Genomic DNA, 25,956 nt, shown 5'->3' with positions numbered 1-25,956 from the left:
CCCGCGTCTACGGATGTGGGAGGCGTCATCCTGCGGGTGCCCGCCGTCCGGGCCCGCGGATGGGGACTCCTGCCCATGCGCAGACCCTGAAACGGTCGCGGACCTCCGGTTAGGGTTGATCGACGCTCGAGGGCGGCCCGCACGGCCCCGCACGTAGGACGACCCGGACTGGACACGATGACGACCACCGCATCGCTCGGCACGCGCACCGCTGGTACGCGCACGGCTGGCATGCGCATCGTCTTCATGCGCACCGTCGGCGCGCTCGCGGCAGGGACGCTCGCCGCCGCGCTCGCCGGGTGCTCGAGCGACACCGTATCCACGCCGTCCACGCCCTCGTCCGGCGCACCCACCGCCCCCGCGGGGCCCACGGACCCGACGGCGGAACCGACCCCTGCCGACGAGCCCACCGAGGCAGCGGAGACGGTCGTCGACCGTTCCGACGGGACGACCGGCCTCGAGCTCGTCCACCTGCCCGAGCTCACCGGCGACGAGGCCGCGGCCGTCAATGCGTTCACCCAGTTCCAGGTCGAGTACTGGCACACCCGCCGCACGAGCGAGATGTCCCCCACCGCGGTGGACATCGTCTCGGACACAGCCCTCCCGGTGTTCGACAAGCGGATCGAGCTGCAGCAGGCCAACGCTGTCGTCCTCGGCGGGACCGTGACCCTCTCGCCCCGGCTGGAGTTCCTCGACGGCGACCTGGCCGCCGTGAGCGCGTGCGTCGACGAGACCGACGTGCTCGCCGTCTTCGCCGACGAGACCGTCCCCGCACTCAGCCTGGGTGGCGAGGCCACGCACCGGGGCTACGCCGACCTCACGCGCGCCTCGGGCACGTGGCGGGTGTCGGGCTACACGATCCAGCCGGAGGTGTGCACCCCATGACAGATGCCGACGGTCAGGTGGCCGGTGCGGGACGCGCCCCGGCACGGTCCGCGTGGGTGCGGCGCGGCGCGGCGCTCCTCGCCGCGGGCGCGCTCCTCGCCGGGCTGCCGCTCGTCACGGCGCCGCCGGCGACGGCGGCCGGGTGCATCGTCGACAGCTGTGGCGACGACGACGCCGGGGCGAGCTCGGGTGCCGGCATGATCACGGTCGTCGTCACGGGCTCCGGCGTGAGCCGCGGCGGGGGCACGGTGAGTGTTCCCGCCTACTCGGTGTCGGTGCACCCCGTCTGCTACTTCGTCCCGTTGTGGACGGGCAAGGAGTACTACGACGGATGGCAGCCGGGTGGCTCGATCCTCGCCACCGCCGGGTACGGCAACCGGGGTGAGGAACCCGACGCCCCGGTGCCCGGGTACGAGCAGCACAAGGACGACACCGAAGGCAGGTGGTGGGCACCGGTGTGCTCCACCGCGTATCACGACGGCACCTCTGAGGAGTTCACCGCCGAGGCCACGGCGTGGTTCGACCGGTACGACGAGACCTTCGTGCCCGTCGGCGCCGCACCGCCCGGCGTCGAGATCCCGGTCGAGGTCCTGCGGGACATCGCCGTCGAGGAGATGGCGCTGCCCGAGCCGGCCGTCAGCTGGAACCCGCAGCTCGAGAACGGCGGCGCGACGCTCGTGAACTTCGACACCTGGGTGTGGCTCGAGGACCCCGTCGAGGAGCTCAACGTCACCGCCACAGCCGGCGGAAACTCGGCGACGGTGGTCGCCACTCTCGCGAGCACGTCGCTCAGCGCCCCGGGCGCCGAGGGCAGCACGTGCGCGGGTTCCGGGACCCCGTGGTCCCCGGGCGCGACGTCAGACTGCACCATCGTCTTCACGCGCTCGAGCGCGAACCAGCCCGGCCTCAAGACTCCCCTGACGATCACGACCGGGTGGGACGCGACGTGGTCGGCCAACGGCGTCCCCCAGGGTGCGCTCGACAGCCAGACACGGACCGCGCAGACCCTCGTCCCCGTCGCCGAGGTCCAGTCGATCGTCGTGCCCTCGAGCTGACGCTCCCGGCGCGGCCTCCCGCTGCACCCCTGGGGCCTCTCAGGCCCAGCGGAACCTGTCGACGAGCGTCCCCACCCGCGCCACCCGCGACAGGAGGGTGAGCAGCCCGATGCCGAGCGCGGCGCCCACGACGTTGAAGAGGGTGTCGTTGACGTCGGCGACGTGGCCGCCGCCGAGGAGGTGCGCGGTGGCGTACTGCACGAGCTCGATCGTCAGGCTCGCCGCCGTCGCGAGCGCCAGCGCTGGTCGCCACGACAACCCCGCTCCGAGCAGCGGCACGAGCATCCCGAGCGGCACGAAGACGAGGACGTTCAGCACGGCGTCACCGACGTCGTAGCCCACCAGCGGCACGAGGTTGAGGTGCCCGGACCAGGGCGCGCTGCCGCGGGGCTTGTCGAGGAAGATCGGGAACACGGTGTTCGCGACGATCCCCGCGGCGTACACGCCCAGGGCCAGCGCGACGGCTGCACGCGGTGCCGTCATCATGCCTCGACGGTGCAGATGCACGAGCAGGGCCACGAGGGTCACGGCCGCGACGGGGACGACCACGGGAAGCACCGGGACGGGACTGAACATCCGCGCTCCCCTCGATGGTCTGGAGCGACAGACCCTGTCACCCCCTGCGCAGGGCCTGTCGCCGAACAGAGGCTACGAGCCGGCCCGGAGCGGTCGCGTCCCCCCGGAGGGGGATCATCCGGGGCGTCGCGTCCTCCCGGGGTCTGGTCATGTCGGCTGAGCGACAGCCGTCAGCGCGGCACGCGCGCGACGTGCGCGTCGTCGACGCCCAGCCCCACGACGTCCCCGGGCGCGCACGGGGCGCTCCGGTCCGCCGCCAGCGCCGTGCAGCGCACGGCGCCCGCGCCGAGGTCCGCCTCGACGACGACCTCCCGGACCCCGCGCCGGTAGACCTCGCTGAGCACCGTGCCGACGAACCGGGAGGAGCCGGGCTCCGTGACGACGAGGCCGCGCGGCCCGACGGCGAGCCACCCCCGCGTCCCCCCGTCCCCGTCGAGCGGCACGAACGCCTGGTACCCGAGGAACGCCGCAACCTCGCGGGTCGCCGGCGCCGCCCACAGCTCGTCGGGGGTCGCGACCTGGAGCAGCCGCCCGCGGCTCATGACGGCGACCCGGTCCGCGACGGTGAACGCCTCGTCGTGGTCGTGCGTGACGAACACCGCGGTCGTGCCGGTCGCCACGAGGGCGGCCCGCAGGTCTGCGGCGAGACGTTCCCGCAGCGCGCGGTCGAGAGCGGACAACGGCTCGTCGAGCAGCAGCAGCTGGGGTCGCGGCGCGAGCGCCCGGGCGAGTGCGACACGCTGGCGCTCCCCGCCGGACATCGTCGCCACCGAGCGCCGCTGGGAGCCCGGCAGCCCGACGACGTCGAGCAGCTCAGCCACCCGCTCACGGCGGGCCGCGCGGGGCACCCGCTGGATCTGCAGGCCGTACTCGACGTTGCCCGCCACGTCGCGGTGCGCGAAGAGCTGCCCGTCCTGGAACATGAGCCCGAACCCGCGCCGGTGCACAGGCACGCCTGCGAGGTCCGCGCCCGCCCACCGCACGCGCCCGCGGGTGGGGGGCTCGAGCCCGGCGACAGCCCGCAGCAGGCTCGACTTGCCGCACCCGCTCGGCCCGAGCAGGGCGACGACCTCGCCGGGCGCGACGTCGAGCGACACCCCGTCGACCGCGGTCGTCCGCCCGCCCGCGTCCACGAACTCGACGACGACGTCCTCGATGCTCAGGCCTCGGGCGCCGCTCGTCTGCTCCTCGGGCGAGGCCGTGCCAGCGCCGGGGCGGGCTCTCGTCGTGGTGACATCCATCAGAATTCTCCGGTCCTCTCGCCGCGCAGGCGCTCGGCCAGCAGCATGACGGTCGCGGTGAGCAGGGCGAGCACGACGGACGCCGCGAGCGCCATGCCGTAGTTCTCGGCGCCGGGGCGCCCGATGAGTCGGAAGATGACGATGGGCAGCGTCGCGGTCTCGGGCCGGGCGAGGAACGACGTGGCGCCGAACTCCCCGAGGGACACGGCGAACGCGAACCCGACGGCGAGGCCGAGGGAGCGGGCGGCGACGGGCCAGTCGACGGTCGCGAGGACCCTGCCCGGCGCGGCGCCGAGCGTGGCGGCGACCTCGCGCTGACGTGGGTCGACGGCCCGCAGCACGGGCAGCACCGTGCGCACGACGAGCGGGATCGCGACGACCGCCTGCGCGATCGGCACAAGGAGGCCGGAGGTGCGCAGGTCGACGTCGAACCCCAGCGGGCGGTCGAGCGTGACGAGGAAGCCGAAGCCGACGGTCACGGCCGAGACCCCGAGCGGGAGCATGAACACGGAGTCGAGGAGCCGGACGGCTCGTCGAGCGCGGGCGTCCCGGGGGCGCCGGGAGGCCACGAGCGCGACGAGCCCGCCCACCACCACGGCGATGACGACGGCCACGGCGGCTGTCCGCAGGGACGTGGCCGCGGCCTCCCACACGGTGACGGTGAGCGCGTCCCGCTCCCCCGTCGTCCCGAGCGCCACGTAGTTGCCCAGCCCCCAGCCGTCGGGGGTGCGCAGGGACCGCACGACGAGGTTGCCGATCGGCCAGGCGAGGAGCCCGACCACGACGACGGCGGTCACGAGCGCGGGCGCGGCGTCCGGGCCGGGCCGGGCACCGTCGAGCACCCTGAGCCGGCGGGTGGCGAGCGTCGACGCGGCCAGGCCGAGGGCGTGCTCGCGGCGCGCCCTCGCGCGCGAGGCAAGACCGAGGGCGCAGGTCACGACGACGAGCTGCACGACGGACAGCACGGCCGCGGTCCGCAGGTCGAGGAACTGGACGGTCTGCATCCAGATCTCCGTCTCGATCGTCCCGTACCGCTGCCCGCCGAGGACGAGGACGATGCCGAACGCCGTCGAGCAGAAGAGGAAGACGACGGCCGCGGCGGACACGATCGCCGGGGCGAGCGCGGGCAGCGTGACCGTGCGCAGCACGCGCAGCGGCGACGCACCGAGCGCGCGGGCCGCCTGCTCGGTGCGGGGGTCGAGGTGCTCCCACAGGCCGCCGACGGTCCGCACGACGACGGAGTAGTTGAAGAACACGAGGGCCGCGACGATCGCGGCGAAGGTGCCGTCGAGGCCGAGGAGGCCGAGCGGCCCGCTGTCCGCGAGCAACGCCCGGAACGCGACCCCGACGACGACGGTGGGCAGCACGAACGGGACGGTGACGAGCGCCCGCACCACCGCACGGCCCCGGAAGGTGCAGCGGTAGAGCACGTAGGCCCCCGGCACACCGAGGATCACCGAGAGCGTCGTGCCGACGACGGCCTGCCCGAGCGTGAGCCCGAGCAGGCGCCAGGTGCGCGGGGACGCGAACACCTCGGTGAACCCCGACAGGTCGAGGGCGCCGTCGGACACGAAGCCCCGCCCGACGAGCGACGCGACGGGCCACGCGAAGAACACGCCGAGGAACACGAGCGGACCGACGACCGCGAGCGCCCACGCGACGCGGCCCGCCGCGCGGGAGCCGAACCGTCCCGGCCCGGCGGCGGGCGGGCACGGCTGGGCGGACCGGGCGGGCCGGACCCCCTGCGCCCGGTCCACCACGTCGGTCGCCACGAGCTAGCCGATCACCGTCGCGGTCCAGTCCTGGATCCACTGGTCGCGGTTCTCGGAGATCTCCGCGGGATCGAGCTCGATCGGCTCGTCCGGGACGGGCGCGAACTCCGCCCACTCCTCCGGGATGGTCGCGTCCGGGTTGACGGCGTAGACGTACATGCCCGTCGGGATCTCGGACTGGAACTGCTCACCGAGGAGGAAGTCGATGAACTCCTGGGCCCCCTCGGGGTTCTCGGCACCCGCGAGGACACCCGCGTACTCGACCTGCCGGAAGCACGTGTCGAGCAGCGCCGCGGTGCTCGTGGACTCCCCGTCCTCGCTCACGGTGGCCGCCGGTGACGAGGCGTAGGACAGGACGACGGGCCGGTCGCCCTCGCCGTTCGCGCTGAAGTCGACGTAGTACGCGTCCTCCCAGCCCTCGACGATCTTCAGGCCGTTGTCCGCGAGCCGCTGCCAGTAGTCGAGGTATCCGTCCGTGCCGAACTCGCCGACCGTCGCGAAGAGGAACGCCAGCCCGGGGCTCGACGTCGCCGGGTTCGTGACGACCGTGAGGTCGGCGTACTCGGGCGCGGCGAGGTCCTCGAGGGTCGTCGGCGGCGGCACGTCCGAGCTCTCGAACCACGCGGTGTCGATGTTCATGCACACGTCGCCGTAGTCGATCGCGGTGAGGGCGCCCGAGTCGTCGACGGCGAGCTCCGCGGAGAGCTCGGACTGCACGGGAGAGGTGTAGGGCTCGAACACGCCCTCGGCCACGGCACGCGTCGCGAAGGAGTTGTCGATGCCGAACGCCACGTCGCCCAGCGGCGAGCCCTTCGTGAGGACGAGCTGGTTGGCGAGCGCGCCGCCGTCGCCCGCGGTGACGATGTTCACGGTGAGGCCCGACTCGTCCTCGAACGCGGCCCTGGCCTCGTCGCTGAGGACGAACGAGCTGTGCACGACGACGTCGAGCTCGCCGCCGCCGACGGACTCCACGGCGTCGTCGGGGTCCTGCGAGCAGGCCCCGAGCGCCAGGCCGGTGACGGCGGTGAGGGCGACGACGAGCGCACTGCGTCGTCGGGCGGGGGTGGGACCGGTGGTGTGCAACATGTCGTGCGTCCTCCTGGGACCTCGGAAAGGCTAGGAGGGGTTCCACGCATGGCGTGGCGAGATAGCCCGACTCCCTACGCCGGTGCTAACCGGGTCAGGTTCGAGGGTCTGCGGCTGGCCGCACTCTCAGCGCTCGCGCGCTCCCCTGTCGTTCAGCCCAAGTTTACACGCGGTGCGTCCCTCCAGCCGGGGCACTAGCGTGGGAGCGGATCAGCAACCGAGACACAGGAGGACCCCGTGGCACAGGACCAGTCGATGCCGATGAAGCTCACGACGCTCGCGATCTCGTTCGGCGCGGGTCTCCTCGCCCAGAAGGCGATCAAGGTCGTCTGGGTGAAGATCACCGGCCAGGAGCCGAGCATGATCGACGACGACGACGCCACCCTCCTGAGCGTGGTCACCTTCGCGGGTGTGACCGGGGCGACGGCCGCCCTCACGCGGTTCCTCGCGGGACGCGGGACCGCGAAGCTCGCGGCCCGGGCGGGTCTGCGTCGCTGAGCCCGACGCCGCTGCAGCGGCTGCGGCGTCGGGGAGTTCTCCCCATCGCCGCGGCCCGCGGTGGTGCCCCGCACGTGGGTAACCTCGCCTTAGCAACCGCGCCGGACCGTCCCCCGGGACGACGCACCATCGAGCAGTGGGCAAGGAGTGGAGCAACGTGACGGACGAGAGCCTCGCGGAACAGGTCGAGCTCGCGCTCGCCGACGCCCACCGCTCCGCCGCACGGGCCAAGCGGGCCGCTGCGGAGCTCGAGGAGATCCGGGGCTCTGGTCGTTCCGACCGCGGCGAGGTCCGCGTCGAGGTCGACCACCGGGGGCTCCTGCAGGACGTGGGGCTCCAGCCGTCCGCGATGTCGCTCAGCGCCGAGGAGCTGCGCGAGGCCGTCCTCGCCGCGATCGCCGCCGCGGGCGCCGACCTGCGGGCGCAGGCGGCAGAGATCACGCGGGAGATCCACCCCGATCCTCGGCCGTTGTCCGAGCAGACAGAGATGTTCGACGTCGCGGAGCGGATGATGAGGGGGCGGTCATGACGGACGAGGTGTATGTCGACGTCGACTCGTTGCGCGGGCACAAGGGGACAGTGCAGTTCCTCGCGGCAGAGCTCGACGAGGCCGTGGAGGCCATCGCGCACGTCACGGCGCCCACGTTCGCGTACGGGATCCTGTGCTCCCCGATCCTCGCGGGGCCCATGTCCCTCGTGCAGCAGGACGGCAGCTCTGGCGTGCAGGCGATGCGCGACGTCATGGAGGCCATCGCGGAGAACCTCGAGACCACCGCGTGCGTGTACGAGTTCGTCGACACCTCGACGAGCGCCGGGATGTCCCGCTTCCAGTCGAGGCTCTCATGACGAACGAGCTCATCGGGGTCTCGCCCACCGTCTCCATGCAGGCCGGCGTCCGGATGCTCGACCCGGGCATGGCGGCGGTCGCGGCCGCAGAGCAGGGCGACTGGCTCGGGGCGTCCCTCAACGGTCTCGCCGGCGCGGCCGACGTCGTCGCCTACATCATCGACCCCATCGGGGAGCTTCTCGCGAGCGCCGCGAGCTTCCTCATGGAGCACATCCACCCCCTGCCCGAGATGCTCGACTCCCTCGCGGGGAGCCCGGGCGAGGTGCAGGCGTTCGCTGAGACCTGGTTCAACGTCGCCTCCCGGCTCGAGTCGGTCGCCCAGCAGTACACGACCGCGCAGATGTCCACGTCCGACACGTGGCAGGGCGAGACGGCCACCCAGTACAAGTGCTTCGTCGACACGTTCGCGGAGGAGCTCACCTCGGTCGCGGGCATCTGCCGCGGTACGGGGAACGCCCTGTCGATGGCGAGCGGCGTCGTCGCCGCGGTCCGGTCGATCGTCCGGGACCTCATCGCCGACCTCGTCGCGAAGCTCATCAAATGGGCGGCCGAGGTGGCCTGCACGGTGGGGATCGGCGCGTCCTGGGTGATCCCGCAGGCGTGCTCCGCCGTCGCGAAGTGGGTGACTCGCGTGAGCGAGTGGCTCAAGGACCTCACGACGGCGACCGAGAAGCTCGCGACCCTCACGAGCACCGTCGGGTCGAGCGTCAAGGCGACGAACAATGCTGCGGCTGAGGTCGCCGGCCTGCTGCGGAGCAGGCCCCGGCTCGACCTGCCGAGCTGGCCGCGAGGCGGCATGCCCACCCCGCCGTGGCACGACCCGAGGTTGCCGTACGACATGATCCCGGGCGTGCAGGACTACCCGGGGATCCTAGCCGATCACGGGAACCAGGTGACGCAGTCGAAGGGAACGGCAGAATGACGCCACCGTCCGAGGCGTACGCGGCCGCGAACGCGCAGATCGACGCATGGGTGACCCAGGCACGCCGCCAGGAGTCCGCCGCGCACGCGCTGCAGCGGCGCATCGAGTCGCTGAGCGTCGAGCGCTGGTCACCCCGGCGGGAGCTGCGTGTCGTCGTCGACCACGCCGGGCTCCTGCGGGACGTCGAGTTCACCGACAGCGCCATGACGATGGGGCCCAACGGCCTCGCCCGGCTCATCATGGCCACGGTCCGTGAGGCGCGCGCGCTGCTGCGCGATTCGGCCGTCGCGGCCGCCGTCGAGCAGGCGGGACCCGGGGCACCGATGGCCCGGTCCCTGTCGGCGGAGTACCACCGCGTGCTCGGTGCCGACGGTCCCGCGCCGCACGAGGACACGCCGCACGGTGGGACCCCGCCGCGCCCCTGACCACCCGGTGCACGCCCCCGGCCGCCTGGGCCCGCTCAGGCTGCTGCGGCCCCGACGCTCACCACGATGCGGTTGTGCCACGGGTCGTCGAAGCGCAGGGCGGCGCCGTCGTGCGCCGCGGGGACCCGGTGGTGCGCGAGGCGGTCGGCGAGCGCGGTGACGTCGTCCTGCGTGGGCACGACGACGGAGACCTCCCCGAGACCGAGGCTCACGGCACGCGGTCCCGCGCCCTGGGACGCCCAGGTGTTCATGGCGAGGTGGTGGTGGTAGCCGCCCGCGGAGACGAACAGGGCGGTGGGCATGGTGACCATCGGGGCGAACCCGACGGTATCGACGTAGAACGCCCGGGCTGAGGGGATGTCCCCGACCTGCAGGTGGACGTGGCCGACGACGGCGTCGTCCGCGGCACGCTCGGCATCGGTGAGGTGCTCGCGCAGGAACGCGGCGGGGTCGAGCGGAAGGCTCGCCATGCGGACCTGGCGCCCGTCGTACTGCCACTGCTCGCGCGGGCGGTCGACGTAGAGCTCGACACCGTTGCCCTCGGGGTCGTCGAGGTAGAACGCCTCGGACACGAGGTGGTCGGCGCTGCCGGTGAACTGCTGCGGCGCGTGCTGCGCGACGTCGCGCAGGGTCGCGGCGAGCGCGGCGGGCGAGTCGTAGAGGACTGCGGTGTGGAAGAGCCCGGCGGAGCCGGGGCGGCGGGCGGGCAGGTCCGGGGTGTGGTGCAGGACGACGAGCGGGGTCGATCCGCGGCCGAGGGTGACGACGCCGGGACGGCGGTCTGCGGCGGCCGACTCGGTCCCTGAGCCGGCGGCGTGCTCGATGACGTCGAGAGAGATCGCGCGGGTGTAGAAGTCGACCATCGTGTCGAGGTCGCGCACATGGAGGCTCACGGCATCCATCCGGGTCTCGTCAGCGATGGTTGCGGTGGGTCCGGGCGAGGCTCCGGTCGGGGTCGTCGGCTCGTGCTCGATCACGTCTGCTCCTGGGTCGGGGTGCCTCCAGTGGAGCACAGAAGTATTTGAAGCGTCAAGTACCGGCATTTCACCCGCTCCTCCCCGCCCCTCGACCTGCCGTCCGCCACGACGTGGGCCAGGATGGTCGCGCACGCCGGGGCGCACACCAGCCCCGCGCGCCCACGGCCAGGCGGGTGGCACCAGCTACCCGCCGAACACGAACGAACGAGGACGACAGGCCGATGGGTACGGGCATGAAGCGCAGGACCCCCAACCTGGTCAGCCAGGGCTTCGTCATGACCGCCCTCGTGCTCTGCACCTGGTACAGCGTGACGGACTCGGTCGCGCGCAGCATCGCTCTCGTGCTCGCCGCCCTCGTGCCCGCGGTCGTCGTGGTCGTCACGCTCCTCGTCCGTCGGCCGGCCCGCCCGGCACCCTGGTGGTGCGCCGCCGTCGGCCTCGCGTGCCTGGCGGGTGACAGCCTCTGCTGGCTCGTCGAGGTCGGTCTGAACGGAGCCGCGACGACGGGCACGGCATCCGCCGTCCTCCTTCCGCTGGGTTACCTCGGGCTCCTCACCGCCACGCTCCTCGTCCTGTGGCAGGTCGCACGCAGCGACGGCGGCAAGATCGCCGACTCGATGATCATCTCTCTCGCCGTCGCAGGCCTCGTGTGGATGCTCGTGCTCCACCCGACGCTCCTGGAACGCGACGCCGCACCGGGCGAACGCACCTACGCGCTCCTCGTCGTCCTGCTCGTCTCCGGCATCGCGGGAGGCATCGTCCGGGCGTTCGTCGCGACCCGCCACGCGCGGGGCGCCCTCGGCTACCTCGTCTTCGCCTCCCTCGGTGCGCTCGCGGGCAACGTCGCCGCGATCGTCGCGGTCGATGCGGACGGCGCCGCCGCAGACTGGATCGGGGTCGTGTGGATCCTCGCCTACCTCGCGACGGGAGCAGCCGCGGCCCACCCGTCGAGCACCTACGTCACCGCGTCGGGGCGGGTGCGCACGGCACGCCTCACCCGCGGCGACCTCGTCTTCCTCGGGCTCGCGCTCGCGCTGAACCCCGTGCTCGCAGGCATCCGGGAGCTCGCCGGGACCACCACGGACCTCCTCCTGCTCAGCCTCAGCTGCGCGCTGCTCGTCCCGCTCGTCCTCTACCGCGTCTCGCTGCTCGCGCGGCTGCACGAGTCAGCGGAGGCCGAGCTCGTGCACCAGGCGACGCACGACTCCCTCACCGGACTGCCCAACAGGCGTGCCGTGGACACCCGCGTGCGCGACGTCGTGCAGGCCGTCCGCGACGGCGACCTCCCCGGCGCGGCCGTGTGCTTCCTCGACCTCAACGGCTTCAAAGCCGTCAACGACGAGCACGGGCACCCGGTGGGCGACGCCCTCCTGTGCGGCGTGGCGCAACGCCTGCGAGACGCCGTGCGGACCGACGACTTCGTGGCCCGGTTCGGGGGCGACGAGTTCGTGCTCGTCCTCACCGGCGACCCCGACCACCTGCAGACGGACGCGGTGACCCGGATCCAGCAGGCCGTCGCCCGTCCGTTCGACCTCGGGGTCACCAGGACCCAGGCGAGCGTGAGCATCGGCACCGCCGTCGTCCGGCCCGGTTCACACTCGTCCGTCGAGCAGATCATGTCGATGGCGGACGCGCGCATGTACTCCCACAAGCGCCGCCACCGGGCCTCGCCCCTGCCCCGGGGCGAGGCGACGTCCACGGAGACCGCCCCGGTCTAGGGTGGGCTCGTGAGCGCTCCCGCACTGCGCACCCCGTCCGAGCACCGGCAGCGCGCCCTCGACCTGTGCCCCGCACTCCCACCCCGGCAGGTCCCCCTCGCCGACTCCTGCGGGCTCGTGCTCGCCGCCGACGTCCGGGCGGCGACCGACACGCCCCCGTTCGACAACTCGGCGATGGACGGGTTCGCGGTGCGCCGCGCGGACGTCGCCGGGGCGACGCAGGACGCCCCGACGACGCTCACGGTCGTGGGCGACGTCCCCGCGGGCTCGCAGGACGATCCGCTGCTCACGGGCCGCACAGCCGTGCGGATCATGACGGGCGCCCCCGTGCCCAGCGGCGCGGACGCCGTCGTCCCCGTCGAGCACACGGACGTGCCGCCGGGTCCCGGCGGGCTGCCCGCGACCGTCCAGGTGCTCGTCGAGCCCTCCCCCGGCGCGCACGTGCGTCGAGCGGGTGAGGACGTCCGCGCGGGCGACACCGTGCTGCGGGCCGGGACCCTCCTCGGCGCCCGGGAGGTCGCGGCCGCGGCGAGCGCGGGTTGCCCCGTCGTCGCGGCGCACCCCCGTCCCGTCGTCGGGATCCTGTCCACGGGGACAGAGCTCGTCGCTCCGGGCACAGAGCTGCGCCGCGGCCAGATCCCGGACTCGAACTCCTACCTCCTGGCCGCTGCCGTCGAGGAGGCCGGCGGCGTGGCCGTCCGCCTGGGCGCGGTGCCCGACGACCTCGCGTCGTTCACGGCAGCACTCGAGAGGCTCACGGACGTCGACCTCCTCGTCACCTCGGGAGGGGTGAGCGTCGGGGCGTTCGACGTCGTCCGCGAGGTCCTCGACGCGACCGGCGACGTGGAGTTCGTGCCGGTCGCGATGCAGCCCGGCAAACCCCAGGGGCTGGGCACGTGGCGCGGCATCCCCGTCGTCACGCTGCCCGGCAACCCGGTGAGCGCGTTCGTGTCCTTCGAGGTCTTCGTCCGCCCCGCCCTGCGTCGCCTCGCCGGCCACGCAGACGTCCTGCGCCCGACCGCGACCCTCCCCGCAGGCGTCGCGTGGCGGTCGCCCGCGGGCCGCGAGCAGTACATGCCTGTGCGGATCGTCGGGGACGGCGCCGGGACGACGACCGCGCCCGGTACGGTCGTCGTCCCGGCGACGGCCCGCGGCTCCGGCTCCCACCTCGTCGCGAGCCTCGCGCTCGCCGACGGCCTCGCCGTCATCCCGCCCGAGGTCACCGAGGTGGTGCCGGGGGCCGCACTTCACGTGGTGCTCCTGCGATGACGCTCCCCGTGCACGACGCGATCATCCTCGCCGGGGGGCGCGGTGCCCGGCTGGGCGGCGACAAGCCGGACGTCGTCGTCGGAGGACGACGCCTCCTCGACCATGTGCTCGGCGCCGCGGCGGGCGCTCGCCGGGTCGCGGTCGTCGGTCCACCCGGACTCGTCGGCGACGATGCCCGCGAGCGGGTGCTCGTCACCCGGGAGAGTCCGCCCTTCGGCGGCCCGGCGGCAGGGCTGGCCGCCGGCCTCGGCGCGCTGGCCGGGCGGAGCGCCGAGGAGGACGAGGTCCCCGTCCTGCTCCTCGCGTGCGACGTCCCGCTCGTCGGCGGGCTCGTCGCGACCCTGCTGCACGAGTGGATGCTGCGCACAGCGACGGCCGGGAGGCCGCAGGACGGCGTCTGTGCGAGCCTCGACGGTCGCGCCCAGTGGCTCGCCGGCGTCTACTCCCTGCACGCGCTGCATCGGGCGACGGCCGTCGCCGCCGCACAGGGCGGGCTCCACGGCGCGCCGCTCCGACGCGTCATGGACCAGCTCGACCTCGTGCTGGTCGACGACGACGGCCACCTGAGCTCCGACGTGGACTCGTGGGACGATGTCGAGCGGGTCCGACACCTGACGCGGCCCCCCGCAACCCCGTCCGGAGGCCCCTCATGACCGCACCGTCGCTCGACGCCTGGACCGCGGCCCTGGCCCAGCAGCTCGGGCTCGACCCCTCCGTCGTCGACGTCCGCGCCGTCCTCGACCTTGCCCGCGACGCAGCTCACGGCGTCGAGCGACCCGCGGCGCCGTTGACGACGTTCATGGTCGGGTACGCCGCCGGGATCTCCGGGCGCCCGGTCGACGAGCTCATGACGCAGGCCGCGAGCCTGGCCGCGGACTGGCCCGCCCCGGGGGGCCCCGCTCACCCGTGAGGACGGCTGGAGGTGTCCACGACGAGACTTCACCCGCTCGGTTGCACATTTCCGACATCTTGGACCCGTGAATCCCTGTCTTCCTGAGCGTGCGGCGGTTTAAACTCCGGCATATAAGCACGTCGCCCGCGGGTTAGGAGATCCGGAGGCGACCTGCGCGGACGGGGGCCGGAAAAGCATGGGCGACACCGAGGACGCTCACGTTGCTGGGCAGCTGCTGCGCGCGCATCTGGGAGCACCCGCGGCCGCCGCGGTGCGGGTGGGGACCTTCGCCTGCGACATCGCCCGCCACCGGATGGAGGTCGACGAGCGGTTCCTGGCTCTGCTCGGGTTCGACGGCGACTTCGACGGGACCACCGACTCGCTGCAGCTGCGCGTCCACCCGCAGGACCGACCGCTCCTGGCCGAGACCTTCCGCCGGACGGTTGCCTCGGGCGCCGACTTCGAGCTCGAGATCCGGTTCGTCGTCCCTGGTGCGGGCACCCGGTGGCTCCTCATGCGGGGGCACCTCGCGCGGCCGACCGACAGCTCCCAGGTGAGGGACACCTCCTCCCCGCTCATCGTCGGCACGAGCCTCGACGTCACCGCGCGCCGCGAGAGTGACGCCCAGACGGTCCGGATGTTCGAGACGAAGCCCACCGCGTTCTTCTCGCTCGACGGCGACTGGCGGTTCACCTACATCAACGCGGCCGCCGAGCGGCTCCTCGGCCGATCACGGGGCGAGCTCCTGGGGGGAGGCATCTGGGACCTGTTCCCCGAGGCCCTCGGGACGACGTTCGAGACGAGCTACCGGGGAGCTGTTCGTTCCGGATTGCCGCTGACCTTCGAGGCCACCTACCCGGCCCCCCTGGACGCGACGTACGAGGTCCAGGCGTGGCCCAACGAGGACAGCCTCGCCGTCTACTTCCAGGACGTCACCGAACGCCGGAGGATGCTCGAGCTCGCGGAGCGCAACGCGCGGCGCGACGCCCTCCTCGCCGAGGTCGGCACCCAGCTCGCGGGGACGCTGGAACCTGACGAGGCGCTCGACCGGATCGCGGACGTGCTCGTGCCCGCCGTCGCGGACTGGTGCCTCGTGACGCTCGTCGACGAGGACCACCCGGGAGGTCAGATGCACCTCCAGGACGTCGGGAGCACGCACGTCGACCCCGCCGCACGGCCGCTCGTCGCGCAGTACGCGAAGCTGCGGCTCGCCTCCGCCAAGACCACGACCGCGATCGCCGACGTCCTCACCTCCGGCACCGTCATCCACGCGGAGGAAGGCGCCACGGAGATGCTCCTCGAGAACCACACCGACCCCGAGGTGCGCGCGCTCATCTCGGAGCTCGCGCCGATGAGCGGCGCCGCCGTGGGACTGCGCGGACGGGGACGGCCGACCGGGCTCATCACGCTGTTCACGGGGGTCGAGCGGGGACCGCTCACCAAGGACGACCTCCTCGTCGTGCAGGAGGTCGCGGCCCGGGCCGGGCTCGCGCTGGACAACATGCGCCTGCACCGGCAGCACCGTCGCCTCGCGGAGGGCCTGCAACGCTCCCTGCTCACCGAGCCGGCCGAGACCGACCATCTCGAGATCGCCGTCCGGTACGTGCCCGCGACCGAGGCGGCCGAGGTCGGCGGCGACTGGTACGACTCGTTCCAGCAGCGCAGCGGCGAGACGATGCTCGTCATCGGTGATGTCGTCGGGCACGACATCGCAGCGGCCGCCGCGATGGGGTCGATCCGGTCGGTGCTGCGTGGCGTCGCGGTCTCCACGGGCTCCGGCCCCGCGGAGCTCCTCACGGAGGTGGACCTCGCGCTGCGGACCCTGCGCTCGTCGACGATGGCGACGGCCGTGGTCGCGCGGGTGTCGCAGACGGCGGAGCAGCGCGTCCACAGCGAGCGGACCGTGTGCTGGTCCAACGCCGGCCATCCTCCGCCGATGGTCCTCCTGCCGGACGGCTCGGTGCGCAGGCTCGTCCTCGAGACCCGCAACCTCCTCCTCGGCGTCTCGCCAGAGACCGAGCGCACGCAGTCGTCGGTCGACCTGCCGCCTGGCGCGACGCTGCTCCTCTACACGGACGGGCTCATCGAGCGCCGCGACCGGTCCATCCGTGAGGGACTCTCCTCGCTCGAGACGGTGCTCGGGAGCATGGCCGACCGCGACCTCGAAGCGCTGTGCGACACGGTGCTCCAACGCATGCTGCCACCCACCCGCCAGGACGACATCGCGCTCATCGCCGTCCGGATGCAGCCCCAGACCGGGCCGCCGGTCCCCGCAGCCACCCGACGCCGCGGAGCACGACCGCACCTCTGACCGAGCCCGACCACGCTCGCGGACCGTTCCCGTTCGTATCCGTGGGTATTCACTCGGTGTATAACTCGTGTGTATAGTGGCTCGCATGTCAGTGAGCTTCGCCCTCCTGGGCCTCCTCGAGTCCGGTTCCCGCCACGGCTACGACCTCAAGCGGTCCTACGACGAGCGGTTCGGCCAGGGGCGCTCCCTGCACTACGGGCAGGTGTACTCCACGCTCGCGCGGCTGCTGAAGAACGGCCGTGTCGAGGTCGAGTCCGAGCCCGGGGACGGACCCGACCGGAAGCGGTACGCCATCACGGACGCCGGGGTCACCGACGTCGAGACGTGGCTGGCGCAACCGGAGGAGCCGGAGCCGTACCTGCAGAGCACCCTGTACACGAAGGTCGTCCTCGCGCTGCTCACCGGGCGCGACGCCCAGGACCTCCTCGACACCCAGCGCGCCGAGCACCTGCGGCTCATGCGCGACCTCACCCGGCGCAAGAGCGGCGGCGACCTCGCCGACCAGCTCATCTGCGACCACGCGCTCTTCCACCTCGAGGCAGACCTGCGCTGGCTCGAGCTCACCGCCGCCCGCCTCGACCAGCTCGCCACGCACGTCCGCAACTGAGCGACCGCCCATCCGCGCACGGCCCGCCCGGCGGGCCGGACTCTCTCCCGAGGACACCCATGACCTCCGTCGCCCCGACGCCACCCCTCCTGACCGCCCGCGACCTCTCCCTGAGCTTCGGTCCCACCGCAGCCCTGCGCTCGGCATCCATCCACGTCGCGGCCGGTGAGGTGCTCGCCCTCATGGGACCGTCCGGCTCCGGCAAGTCCACCCTCCTGCACTGCCTCGCCGGCATCCTCACACCCGACTCGGGCCAGGTCACCTTCGACGGCCGGGACCTCACCGCGATGTCCGACACCGAGCGCAGCACCCTGCGACGCACGGAGTTCGGGTTCGTCTTCCAGTTCGGTCAGCTCGTCCCCGAGCTCACCTGCCTCGAGAACGTCGCTCTCCCCCTCCGGCTCAACGGGGTCAGCCGGACCGACGCCCGGCACGCCGCCAGCGAGTGGCTCGAACGCCTCGAGGTCAGCGACGTCGCCCGGAAACGCCCCGGGCAGACGTCAGGAGGGCAGGGGCAGCGCGTCGCGGTCGCCCGCGCGCTCGTCACCCGCCCGCGGGTCGTGTTCGCGGACGAGCCCACCGGAGCACTCGACTCCCTCAACGGCGAGCGCGTCATGGACCTCTTCGTCACCGCCGCACGGGACACCGGCACAGCCGTCGTCCTCGTCACCCACGAGGCCCGGGTCGCGGCGTACTCCGACCGCGAGGCCGTCGTCCGGGACGGTCGCGTCCGCGAGCAGGAGCTCGTCGGATGACCCCCGCAGGACGCCAGCCCGCCCTCGCCCCGCCACCTCCCGCACGCGAGGCGCGCGCCGTCGCAGCCCCCCCGCCCGGACGACCGGCCACGGCTCGCTCCGGAAGGATCCGCAGATGGGCCGCAGACCTCTCCCTCGGGCTCCGGCTCAGCGTCGCAGGAGGAGCCTCCAGCTGGGCGCGCCTGACGATGATCGCCGTCGGGGTGGGCCTGGGCGTGGCCATGCTCCTGCTCACCGCGACCCTCCCGACACTCATGGACGCCCGCGCCGCGCGGATCGAGGCGCGCTCCCCCGACTACAGCGAGGTCGAGACAGCGACCGCGCCGGGCACGACCCTCGTCTCGAGCATCTCCACGGACTACCGCGACCACGCCATCGGCGGGACGCTCCTGCAGCCGGACGGCGACGACGCCCCGCTGCCTGCCGGACTCGACCGGTTCCCGGAACCCGGCGAGCTCGTCGTGTCCCCCGCGCTCGCCGAGCTCCTCGCGAGCGACGAGGGCGCCCTGCTCCGCGAGCGCTGGGGCGAGCCGTCCACGACGCGCATCTCCGCGGACGGCCTCACGGGACCGCGGGAGCTCTACCTCTACCTCGGGAGCGACGAGCTCACCCCGGAGACCGGCCTGCGGGTCGACGGTTTCGGCAGGCCGTCCGGCGGCGGCGGGATGGACGTCATGGTGGCGATCCTCGCCATCGTCGCTCTCGTCGTGCTCCTCGTGCCCGTCGCCGTCTTCGTCGCCACGGCCGTCCGCTTCGGCGGCGAGTCCCGGGACCGCCAGCTCGCGGCGCTGCGACTCGTCGGGGCGGACGCCCGGACCACCCGGCGGATCGCCTCGGGCGAGACGCTCGCGGGAGCGGTCCTCGGCCTGCTCGTGGGCACCGTCCTGTACGTCGTGGTCGGTGCCGCTGCGTCCGCGGCCGGGCTCGACATCTACCCCTCGGACTACCGCCCGGCGCCGGCGCTCGCAGCGCTCGTCGTCGTCGCCGTGCCAGCTGCCGCGGTGCTCGTCACCGTCTCGGCGCTGCGCCGCGTCGTGCTGGAGCCGCTCGGGGTGGTGCGCCACAGCGCGCCGCCCCGCCGGCGCCTGTGGTGGCGGCTCATCCTCCCGATCGTCGGCATCGCGCTGCTGCTGCCGCTGCGGGACGGGGCCACCGAGCTCACCGGCGCCGTCACCTTCGTCGTCGTGGCGGGGGTCGCCGCGCTCCTCATGGGGATCGCGCTGCTGCTCCCCTGGCTCGTCGGTGCGGTCGTGCAGCGCCTGGGGTCCGGTTCCGTCGCGTGGGACCTCGGGGTGCGCCGCCTGCAGCTCGACAGCGGGACAGCGGTCCGGGCCGTGTCGGGGATCGCCGTGTCCGTCGCCGGAGTCATCGCCGTGCAGGGTCTTCTCGCCGCGGTGACGGCGGCCTACACAGAAGAGGTCTCGTCCGGTGCCGCCACCGCCCTCTACCAGGCGGAGGTCAGGACGTGGACCAAGGCGCCCGACGACCGCCTGCCCGCGCTGATCGCCGGGTCGCCCGGCGTGCTGGACGTCGCGACCGTGACCGACTCCTGGGGGTATCCGGCAGACGGTTACCAGGCCGGTGTCACCGTGGCCGACTGCGCCGTGCTGCGCCAGCTCGCCACGCTCGACGGGTGCACCGACGGTGACACGTTCACCCTCACCGGGCAGGGCACGGTCCCCCTGGAGCCAGGCACAGAGCTGACGATCGCTGACGGCGACCCCGCCGTGCCAGGGGCCGACGGCGCCGCAGTGCGGTGGACGGTGCCCGACGACATCCGCACCGTCCCAGCGGCCCCCAGCATCAGCGGGTGGCAGGCGTACGCCGTCCTGCTGACCCCGGGCGCTCTCGACGGGCAGTCCCTGGGACCGCAGGCGTCGACGCGCTATCTCGTGGCGATCGATCCGCAGGACCCTGACGCGCTCGACGAGCTGCGCAACACGGTCGCCCGCGTCGATGTCACCCTCGGCGTCGGGGTCCTCTCCGACAGCCCGACCCAGTCGTTGCTGGAGAACATCCGCCAGGGTCTTCTCGTCGGGACGGTCGCACTGCTCGTGCTCATCGGGGCAAGCATGCTCGTCAACGTCATCGAGCAGCTGCGCGAGCGTCGGCGGCTGCTGTCGGTGCTCATGGCCTTCGGTACCCGGCGCTCGACCCTGGCCGCGTCCGTCCTCTACCAGGTCGCCATCCCCGTGGCGCTCGGTCTCGTCCTGGCGGTCCTCACCGGCACGACGCTCTCCGCGGTGCTGCAGACCATCGTGGGAGCGCCCGTCACGTTCGACTGGGCCGGCATCGCCGCGACGTCCGGTGCGGCCGCCGCGGTGGTGCTGCTCACCACGGCGGCCAGCCTCCCGGTGCTGTGGCGCATGACGCGTCCGGGCGCGCTGCGCAGCGAGTAACCACCCGGCCCGGGCTGCTACCTGGCCACAGACCCCTGGCGGGCTCAGCGATCGCGGGCCCGCCAGGCGCGCCAGGCCTCCACGAACGGCGGCACGACGACACCCTCCTCCGCCATCGCCCGTCGGGTGCCCCGACGGGTGACGAGCACACCGACGAACGCGACGACCCACGGGACGGCGACGAACGACATCGCGACCCGGAAGTCGCCGAGGGTGTAGTCGCCGTCGGGCCGCACGGCGTCGAGGATGAGACCGATCGCGAGGATCGTGGCCAGGGCACCGAGGAACGCCCCCATGTTGACGAAGCCGGTGGCCGCACCGAGCCGGTTCGCCGGGTTCGTCGTGCGGACGAAGTCGAACCCGACCATCGACCCCGGACCACCGATGGCGAGCGCGCAGATGAACAGCACGAGCACCCACATCGGCCTTGGGGTGCTCGGCACGAGCACGGCCGCCCACCCGGCAGCACCGAGGGCAGCGATACCCAGGACCAACCACGACCGCCGCAGCGGGTGCCGTGCGGTGAGCTCCCCGAGGATCGGACCGGCGACGATCGCCACGAGGACCGCGAGGCTCAGCAGCGCTCCGGCCGTCCCGGGGCTCACACCCTGACCGAGGACGAGGAACGGGTACCCCCACAGCAGGACGAAGGCGTTGAGCCCGTAGGCGGTGATCATGTGGGACCAGAACCCGAGCCACGTCCCGGACGTGCGGGCCGCGAGCCGCAGGGACAGCCGGGCAGCGACCGGGACGCGCGCCACCGTCCCCCTTCCGGGCGGGGAGTCCCGCACGGCGGCGAGCACGCCGGCGGCCGCGAGCGCACCGAGCGCTGCGACGGCGAGGAACGCGGTCGTCCAGCCCCGGTCGTGCAGCAGCGCGACGAACGGCACGGCCGAGAGCACCTGTCCCAGCTGACCGAGGAGCCCCGTGAGCTGCGTGACGACGGGCACCCGCCGCGGCGGGAACCACATGGGGACGAGGCGCATGACGGAGGCGAACGTCATGGCGTCACCCGCACCGATGAGCACGCGGGCTGCGACGGCCGGGGCGACGGTGTCGGAGAGCGCCATGCCGAGCTGCCCCAGGGCCATGAGGATCGCCCCCGCGGCGATGAGCCGGCGCGGACCCACCCGGTCGAGGAACAGGCCGACGGGGATCTGCGCACCCGCGTAGACGCCGAGCTGCACGACCGTGAACAGGGAGAGCACCGCGGCGCTCGCGTGGAACTGCTCGACGGCGTCGACGCCCGCCACCCCGAGCGACGTGCGGTGCAGCACCGCCACGACGTACGCCGCGACGGCCGTTCCCCAGACGAGGAGGGCACGCCGGGCAGGAGCCGGCGCGCCGTCGGGCGGCGCCGGGGCGCGGTTCACGAGGAGGTCAGGCCCCTTCGAGCACGAGGAACAGCACGAGCGCGACGGCGAGCGCCGCAGCGAAGCCGGTCGAGATCCACAGGACGGTGCGGGGACGGATGCGCATCACATCAGTCTCTCACCGGACCGTGACGACCTCAGCGTTCGCTGTACCCGCCGAGGAGGTCACCGTTGCTGTCGAGCAGGAGCTCGAGACGGACGTCGAGCGTCGTCCCGTCAGCGATCTCAGCTGTCGCGTCGCACGCGAAGATGGTGTCCTCGCCGACGGAGGGCACCTCGACGGTCGCGATGTTGTTCTCGACCTCGGTGAGGTCGCTGGCACTGACGAGCCTGACGTCGTCGGGCTCGTCGGCCAAGGTGTCGATGACGTCTGCGCTCAGCTGCTCGCAGTCGTAGTCCTCGTCGATGAGGTCGGCGACCGCGTCGGACACGCCGGACTCCTCAGCGTCCCCGCCCAGGGCGAAGATCGCGATCGTCAGGACGATGATCCCGGCGAGCGCGCCGAGGATCCAGTACGTCACGACCTTGGAGCTGCCCGCCGGCTCCTGCTCGAACTGCGCGGGCTGCTGGTACGAGCCGGGCTGGGAGCCGCCCTGGTACTGGCCGGCCTGGCCCGGCTGGCCGGCCTGCCCCTGCTGGCCTGCCTGCCACGGCTGAGCGGTGTGTCCCTGCTGGTCTGGCTGCGGGGAGCTCGCCGACCCGGTGCTCCCCGGCGCGGGCTGGGTGTGCGCGGTCCAGCTCGACCCGTCGAAGTACCGCAGCTGCTGCGGGACCTGGGGGTCTGTGTACCAACCGGCGGGGGCGCTCATGGGTGTGCTCCTGGTGCTGCGACGAGCGCCCGGCAGCGCCCTTCTGGTGGTGAGCATCCTCCGGGGTCGACCACCCACGACGCAACTCGCCGCGGGTGGTCGACGCGGGTGGTCGACGTGGGGTCAGCGCGCCGCTGCTCCCTGTCGCCTGCGGGCCACCGCGACGAGCGTCGTCCCGAGGAGGAGCAGGACGGCAGCACCGAGGGCGACGTCGAGGTCACCGCCCGTCACGGCGAGCGCACCGCCCGGCCCCGCGTACTTCGCGAGCTGCGCGCCGGACGCCGACGTGCAGTCCGTCTGTGCCCCGAGCGGCAGGGTGAAGGAGACGGGGTCCATGGCCTCGCCGGCGGTGTAGAAGCCCTCGAACGCGGCGGCGGCGGCGCTGGTCAGCGTCGCGGGCACCCCCGTCCACGAGATCTGGCGGTCGGTGGAGGCCGACGTGCCTGCTGCGAGGTCGAGGGTGGCGACGACGATGCCCGTGCGCGTCGTCGTGCCCGTGCGCACGTCTGCGACGAGCGACGCGGTGGAGGTCCCGGTCACCTGCACCCGGGGCTGGGAGATCGCCACGTCGAGCGCACCCCCGTGACCGGTGAACGTCACGGAGCCCCCGAAGGCGGCGCGACCGAGCCGGTCCTCGGTGTTGTACGTGCCCGTCCCGCCGGACCACGCGAACGGTCCCGTGCCGCCCACCCCGTCGGTCGAGACCGCGCCGCGCGCAACAGAACCCGTGACGTACGTTCGGAACGCCTCCTTCACGCCCCAGGTCAGTGTGCCGCCAGAGATCGACCGGGCGACGCACACCGGCACAGGGGCCGGGGCGGTCTGGGTTCCGGCCCCAGGAAGGATCGAGGGGACGACCGCGGTGCTGGCGACGCCGGACGCCGGACCGGGCTCGCCGGGCACGTCCGTCCCGGGCCCTGCGAAGAGAACCGGCCCGGAGCGGGCGTCGAGCGAGCGGTCCGTGGCCGAGCACCCGTGGGCGCAGAACGCGGTGGCGACGTAGGACCCGGGCTGGGCTGCGCCCGCGGGAACGGTGAGGGTCGTCGTGAAGCTCCCGTCCGCAGCGATGCGGGACTTCGGCAGGTACGCGGACGCGAGCCAGCCGTCCTGCGCCGGCACTGTGCCCTCGGCCCAGGTTCCCGCGGTCCCGAGGTTGACGTACAGCCCCTGGCGCGAGACGTCGAGCGCGCTCGCGAAGCCGGCGCCCGTGACCGTGACGACGTTGCGCACGGACGGGTCGAGGACCGCGGGTCCCGTGATCGTCAGGCGGGGACCCTGCGGCTGGGGCTGCGGTTCAGGCTGGGGCTGCGGCTCGGGCTGCGGCTGCGGCTGCGGTTCAGGCTGGGGCTGGGGCTGGGGAGCGACAGCCTGGTACGTGACGGGCACCGCGAGCTCCTGAGCCGCGTCCCGGCCCCCGCCCGCAGCGTAGGTGTGCACACCGAACGCACCGTCGGCGGCCAGAGTGGTCGGGGCGGTCACGGTGAGCCGCGCGGTGAAGGTGCCGTCCGCACCGAGCGAGACGCGCTCGGGGCGGAGCGCGTCCTGGTAGGCGCTGGGGAGCGAGTCGAAGCTCGTGTCGGTCATGGCCCAGGCCTGGGTGCCGACCTGCCGAGCGGAGCTCGGCGCACCCTCCGAGGGACGCCACGTCGGCGAGAAGCTGCCGAAGACGACGTAGACACCGGCGGGGACGCCGGCCGCGGGCGGGCGGGTGCCCACGTTGCTCGCGGGGTCGAAGCCCGCGCCGCGGACCACGACGTCCTCGCCCTCCGTGACGCGGTCAGTTCCGAGCGGTGTCGTGCCGTCGGCACGGAAGACCTCGATCGTCGGCAGGAAGGGTCCGGGGGCGACCGGGTCAGGCACGACCGGGTCCGGCACCACCGGGTCAGGCACCACCGGGTCCGGCACCACCGGGTCCGGCACCACCGGGTCCGGCACCACCGGGTCCGGCACCACCGGGTCCGGCACCACCGGGTCGGGCACGGGCGCCGGGGCGAGGAACGTGATGCCGCCGGCCCGGGCGTCGAGCGACCGGTCGGTCACCGAGCAGGCGTGCGCGCAGAACGCGGCCGCGACGTACTCCCCGGGGCTCGCGGCCCCTGCCGGGATCGTCACCGTCGTCGAGAAGGTCCCGTCCGCGCTGATCGACGCGGGACGGACCCAGCCCGAGGTGGCGAAGCGGCTCTGGTCCGGCACGGTCCCGTCCGGCCACGCGTCGACCGTCCCGATGTTCACGTAGACGCCCTGGCGGCCGGGCTCGAGCGCTGCCGCGAAGCCGGAACCCTCGATCGTCACGGTGTTCTCGACGGCCGGGTCGAGGCCGGCGCCCCCGGACACGACGAGCACGGGAGCGGCCGGCGCGGCCTGGGCCGGAGCGACCGCGCCGACGAAGGCGATCATCGCTGCGACGAGGGTGGCGGCGAGCGCGCGACCTCGGGAGGTCGTGCGTCCGGGACGCTGCCCCGGGACGCGTGGGCGGGAGAGCACGGATGACTCCTAGCTGGCTGCGCGCGGCAGCCGGTGTCGAGAGCGCGCGACGGCGCTGGTCGGGGGCGAGGGGGTAAGGGGGCGAGGGGTGAGCATGTTCGGACACATCCGGCGCGGTGCCTGCTGGCAGCGGCCCGTGTGGGGTGAAGGAGCGTGGTGCTGGCGCAGGCGCCTGCGGTCAGGGCTCGTCAGAGATGGACGGCGCGGGGTCACGGCGCTGGGTCCGTCGTCGGAGGAGGGCCACCAGACCGAGGAGCGCGACCGCCGCACCTGCGACGAGGAGCGTCGGGCCGCCGCTCGACTCGGCCGCGTCCGGTGCGACGGCACCCTCGTCGGCACCGGCGGGCGGGCCGTCGGAGAGCGGTCCGGCAGGGTGCGCCTCGGGTGACGCGGCGGTGTCGCCAGCCGCCGCGTCAGTGTCGTCGCCCTCGGCTGCCGGAGTCTGCGCGACCTCGGAGCCGTCGTCATCCGTCCCCGGTCCGTCCGCACCCTGGAAGGTCAGGGGGACGACGTTGTCCGCGCCGCGGTCCTCGCCGCGCACGTGGTCGTAGCGGGTGGTCACCGCGCAGGACACCTCGCGGCAGTCGGTCCCCGTGACGGGGTCGACCATCGGTACGGGCAGGGTGACCGTGAAGGACCCTCCCGGGCCGTACGGCTGCGTGAGTCCCTCGGCGTAGGGCGGCGGGTCGTCGGAGATCCAGGTCGCACCGCCGGTGCCGGTCGTGTCTGCGCCGCCGATGCACGGGCTCGGCTTGGTCCCCGGCCCGTTGTCGACGCACACCGCCACGTAGATCCCGGACCCGGGGTCGAACCCGGTACCGGTGACGGTCACGACGGCCCCCTCGGACGGCAGCCCGGCGGCCGGGTCGACGTCGATCTCCCCGACGGTGTGCGGGGAGTCGGACGCGGCGGTGGGCACCGTGAGGTGCGCGTCGTGCGCTGACGCGGACGCCATGGGGCCGAGTGCCACAAGGGCGGCCGCTGCGGCCAGGAGTGCCGCGCGCCGCGGTCTCGTGGCGGCGGGCAAGAGGTTTCCGGAGGTGTTCATCAGGAGG

24 protein-coding genes and 1 riboswitch are annotated in these 25,956 nt (G+C 73.5%); of the genes, 15 read left to right on the top strand and 9 right to left on the bottom strand.

Translation table 11 applies throughout. The features are described from left to right. Positions 1-177: 177 nt before the first annotated feature. Positions 178-885: a hypothetical protein gene (locus tag AC2AXK_RS04900; RefSeq protein WP_484344212.1), complete on the top strand. Its 708-nt coding sequence runs from the start codon at positions 178-180 to the stop codon at positions 883-885. Then, entirely contained in the window at positions 882-1,940 is a 1,059-nt protein-coding gene (locus AC2AXK_RS04895) for a hypothetical protein (RefSeq protein ID WP_484344211.1), read from the top strand. The genes AC2AXK_RS04900 and AC2AXK_RS04895 overlap by 4 nt, the downstream gene beginning before the upstream one ends. A 39-nt stretch (positions 1,941-1,979) precedes the next feature. Here the strand turns inward: AC2AXK_RS04895 and AC2AXK_RS04890 are convergent, their stop codons facing one another. The 4 genes from AC2AXK_RS04890 to AC2AXK_RS04875 all read right to left on the bottom strand — a co-directional run bounded on the left by AC2AXK_RS04890 (position 1,980) and on the right by AC2AXK_RS04875 (position 6,615). Next, positions 1,980-2,516 (bottom strand): VanZ family protein, encoded by a 537-nt coding sequence (locus AC2AXK_RS04890; RefSeq protein WP_484344210.1) that lies wholly within the window; start codon positions 2,514-2,516, stop codon positions 1,980-1,982. A gap of 170 nt (positions 2,517-2,686) precedes the next feature. Further along, entirely contained in the window at positions 2,687-3,757 is a 1,071-nt protein-coding gene (locus AC2AXK_RS04885) for an ABC transporter ATP-binding protein (RefSeq protein ID WP_484344209.1), read from the bottom strand. Further along, positions 3,757-5,529 carry an ABC transporter permease gene (locus AC2AXK_RS04880; RefSeq protein ID WP_484344208.1) on the bottom strand — a complete coding sequence of 591 codons (1,773 nt, stop codon included), beginning with the start codon at positions 5,527-5,529 and terminating at the stop codon, positions 3,757-3,759. Before AC2AXK_RS04880 ends, AC2AXK_RS04885 begins: the two co-directional genes overlap by 1 nt. A gap of 3 nt (positions 5,530-5,532) precedes the next feature. Continuing rightward, positions 5,533-6,615 carry a thiamine ABC transporter substrate-binding protein gene (locus AC2AXK_RS04875; protein WP_484344207.1) on the bottom strand — a complete coding sequence of 361 codons (1,083 nt, stop codon included), beginning with the start codon at positions 6,613-6,615 and terminating at the stop codon, positions 5,533-5,535. Positions 6,616-6,669: 54 nt separating this feature from the next. After that, a riboswitch (TPP riboswitch) is annotated at positions 6,670-6,772 on the bottom strand. Between the two features lie 80 nt (positions 6,773-6,852). On the opposite strand from AC2AXK_RS04875, the gene AC2AXK_RS04870 reads away from it, so the two are divergent. The 5 genes from AC2AXK_RS04870 (at position 6,853) to AC2AXK_RS04850 (ending at position 9,307) form a co-directional block, all read left to right on the top strand. Next, a complete protein-coding gene (locus AC2AXK_RS04870) occupies positions 6,853-7,113 on the top strand; it encodes a DUF4235 domain-containing protein (RefSeq protein WP_484344206.1) in 261 nt (86 codons plus the stop codon). 157 nt (positions 7,114-7,270) lie between these two features. Next, positions 7,271-7,642, top strand: coding sequence for a YbaB/EbfC family nucleoid-associated protein (locus tag AC2AXK_RS04865; protein ID WP_484344205.1), 372 nt, complete (start codon positions 7,271-7,273; stop codon positions 7,640-7,642). After that, positions 7,639-7,959 (top strand): type VII secretion target, encoded by a 321-nt coding sequence (locus AC2AXK_RS04860; protein WP_484344204.1) that lies wholly within the window; start codon positions 7,639-7,641, stop codon positions 7,957-7,959. Before AC2AXK_RS04865 ends, AC2AXK_RS04860 begins: the two co-directional genes overlap by 4 nt. After that, the gene (locus tag AC2AXK_RS04855) at positions 7,956-8,882 is read left to right on the top strand and encodes a WXG100 family type VII secretion target (RefSeq protein ID WP_484344203.1); all 927 of its coding nucleotides are present in this window, start codon (positions 7,956-7,958) and stop codon (positions 8,880-8,882) included. The genes AC2AXK_RS04860 and AC2AXK_RS04855 overlap by 4 nt, the downstream gene beginning before the upstream one ends. Further along, positions 8,879-9,307: a YbaB/EbfC family nucleoid-associated protein gene (locus tag AC2AXK_RS04850; protein ID WP_484344202.1), complete on the top strand. Its 429-nt coding sequence runs from the start codon at positions 8,879-8,881 to the stop codon at positions 9,305-9,307. The genes AC2AXK_RS04855 and AC2AXK_RS04850 overlap by 4 nt, the downstream gene beginning before the upstream one ends. Positions 9,308-9,342: 35 nt before the next feature. Here the strand turns inward: AC2AXK_RS04850 and AC2AXK_RS04845 are convergent, their stop codons facing one another. After that, the gene (locus tag AC2AXK_RS04845) at positions 9,343-10,284 is read right to left on the bottom strand and encodes a VOC family protein (protein ID WP_484344201.1); all 942 of its coding nucleotides are present in this window, start codon (positions 10,282-10,284) and stop codon (positions 9,343-9,345) included. Between the two features lie 233 nt (positions 10,285-10,517). Here AC2AXK_RS04845 and AC2AXK_RS04840 point away from each other — a divergent pair, with 233 nt between their 5' ends. The 8 genes from AC2AXK_RS04840 to AC2AXK_RS04805 all read left to right on the top strand — a co-directional run bounded on the left by AC2AXK_RS04840 (position 10,518) and on the right by AC2AXK_RS04805 (position 20,235). Beyond that, positions 10,518-12,002, top strand: coding sequence for a diguanylate cyclase domain-containing protein (locus AC2AXK_RS04840; RefSeq protein WP_484344200.1), 1,485 nt, complete (start codon positions 10,518-10,520; stop codon positions 12,000-12,002). Between the two features lie 9 nt (positions 12,003-12,011). Then, positions 12,012-13,271 (top strand): molybdopterin molybdotransferase MoeA, encoded by a 1,260-nt coding sequence (locus AC2AXK_RS04835; RefSeq protein ID WP_484344199.1) that lies wholly within the window; start codon positions 12,012-12,014, stop codon positions 13,269-13,271. Beyond that, on the top strand, positions 13,268-13,924 hold the full coding sequence (locus AC2AXK_RS04830) for an NTP transferase domain-containing protein (RefSeq protein ID WP_484344198.1): 657 nt from the start codon (positions 13,268-13,270) through the stop codon (positions 13,922-13,924). The genes AC2AXK_RS04835 and AC2AXK_RS04830 overlap by 4 nt, the downstream gene beginning before the upstream one ends. Beyond that, positions 13,921-14,181, top strand: coding sequence for a DUF6457 domain-containing protein (locus AC2AXK_RS04825; protein WP_484344197.1), 261 nt, complete (start codon positions 13,921-13,923; stop codon positions 14,179-14,181). The genes AC2AXK_RS04830 and AC2AXK_RS04825 overlap by 4 nt, the downstream gene beginning before the upstream one ends. A gap of 178 nt (positions 14,182-14,359) precedes the next feature. After that, positions 14,360-16,474 carry a SpoIIE family protein phosphatase gene (locus AC2AXK_RS04820; RefSeq protein ID WP_484344196.1) on the top strand — a complete coding sequence of 705 codons (2,115 nt, stop codon included), beginning with the start codon at positions 14,360-14,362 and terminating at the stop codon, positions 16,472-16,474. Positions 16,475-16,559: 85 nt separating this feature from the next. Beyond that, entirely contained in the window at positions 16,560-17,081 is a 522-nt protein-coding gene (locus tag AC2AXK_RS04815) for a PadR family transcriptional regulator (protein ID WP_484344195.1), read from the top strand. Positions 17,082-17,140: 59 nt separating this feature from the next. Further along, entirely contained in the window at positions 17,141-17,836 is a 696-nt protein-coding gene (locus tag AC2AXK_RS04810; protein ID WP_484344194.1) for an ABC transporter ATP-binding protein, read from the top strand. Continuing rightward, positions 17,833-20,235: an FtsX-like permease family protein gene (locus tag AC2AXK_RS04805; RefSeq protein WP_484344193.1), complete on the top strand. Its 2,403-nt coding sequence runs from the start codon at positions 17,833-17,835 to the stop codon at positions 20,233-20,235. Before AC2AXK_RS04810 ends, AC2AXK_RS04805 begins: the two co-directional genes overlap by 4 nt. Before the next feature lie 44 nt (positions 20,236-20,279). Here AC2AXK_RS04805 and AC2AXK_RS04800 read toward each other — a convergent pair whose 3' ends face one another. The 4 genes from AC2AXK_RS04800 to AC2AXK_RS04785 form a co-directional block, all read right to left on the bottom strand. Continuing rightward, complete coding sequence (locus AC2AXK_RS04800) at positions 20,280-21,608, bottom strand: MFS transporter (protein WP_484344192.1); 1,329 nt, start codon at positions 21,606-21,608, stop codon at positions 20,280-20,282. 137 nt (positions 21,609-21,745) lie between these two features. Beyond that, positions 21,746-22,417: a DUF2510 domain-containing protein gene (locus AC2AXK_RS04795; RefSeq protein WP_484344191.1), complete on the bottom strand. Its 672-nt coding sequence runs from the start codon at positions 22,415-22,417 to the stop codon at positions 21,746-21,748. A 123-nt stretch (positions 22,418-22,540) separates the two neighbouring features. After that, positions 22,541-24,901, bottom strand: a complete 2,361-nt coding sequence (locus AC2AXK_RS04790; RefSeq protein WP_484344190.1) for an HtaA domain-containing protein — start codon at positions 24,899-24,901, stop codon at positions 22,541-22,543. A 178-nt stretch (positions 24,902-25,079) separates the two neighbouring features. Continuing rightward, positions 25,080-25,949 carry a neocarzinostatin apoprotein domain-containing protein gene (locus AC2AXK_RS04785; RefSeq protein ID WP_484344189.1) on the bottom strand — a complete coding sequence of 290 codons (870 nt, stop codon included), beginning with the start codon at positions 25,947-25,949 and terminating at the stop codon, positions 25,080-25,082. Positions 25,950-25,956: the final 7 nt, after the last annotated feature.

This window comes from Sanguibacter sp. Z6_81, from assembly GCF_057180625.1.
This window is presented reverse-complemented; position numbering and strand designations above follow the sequence as displayed.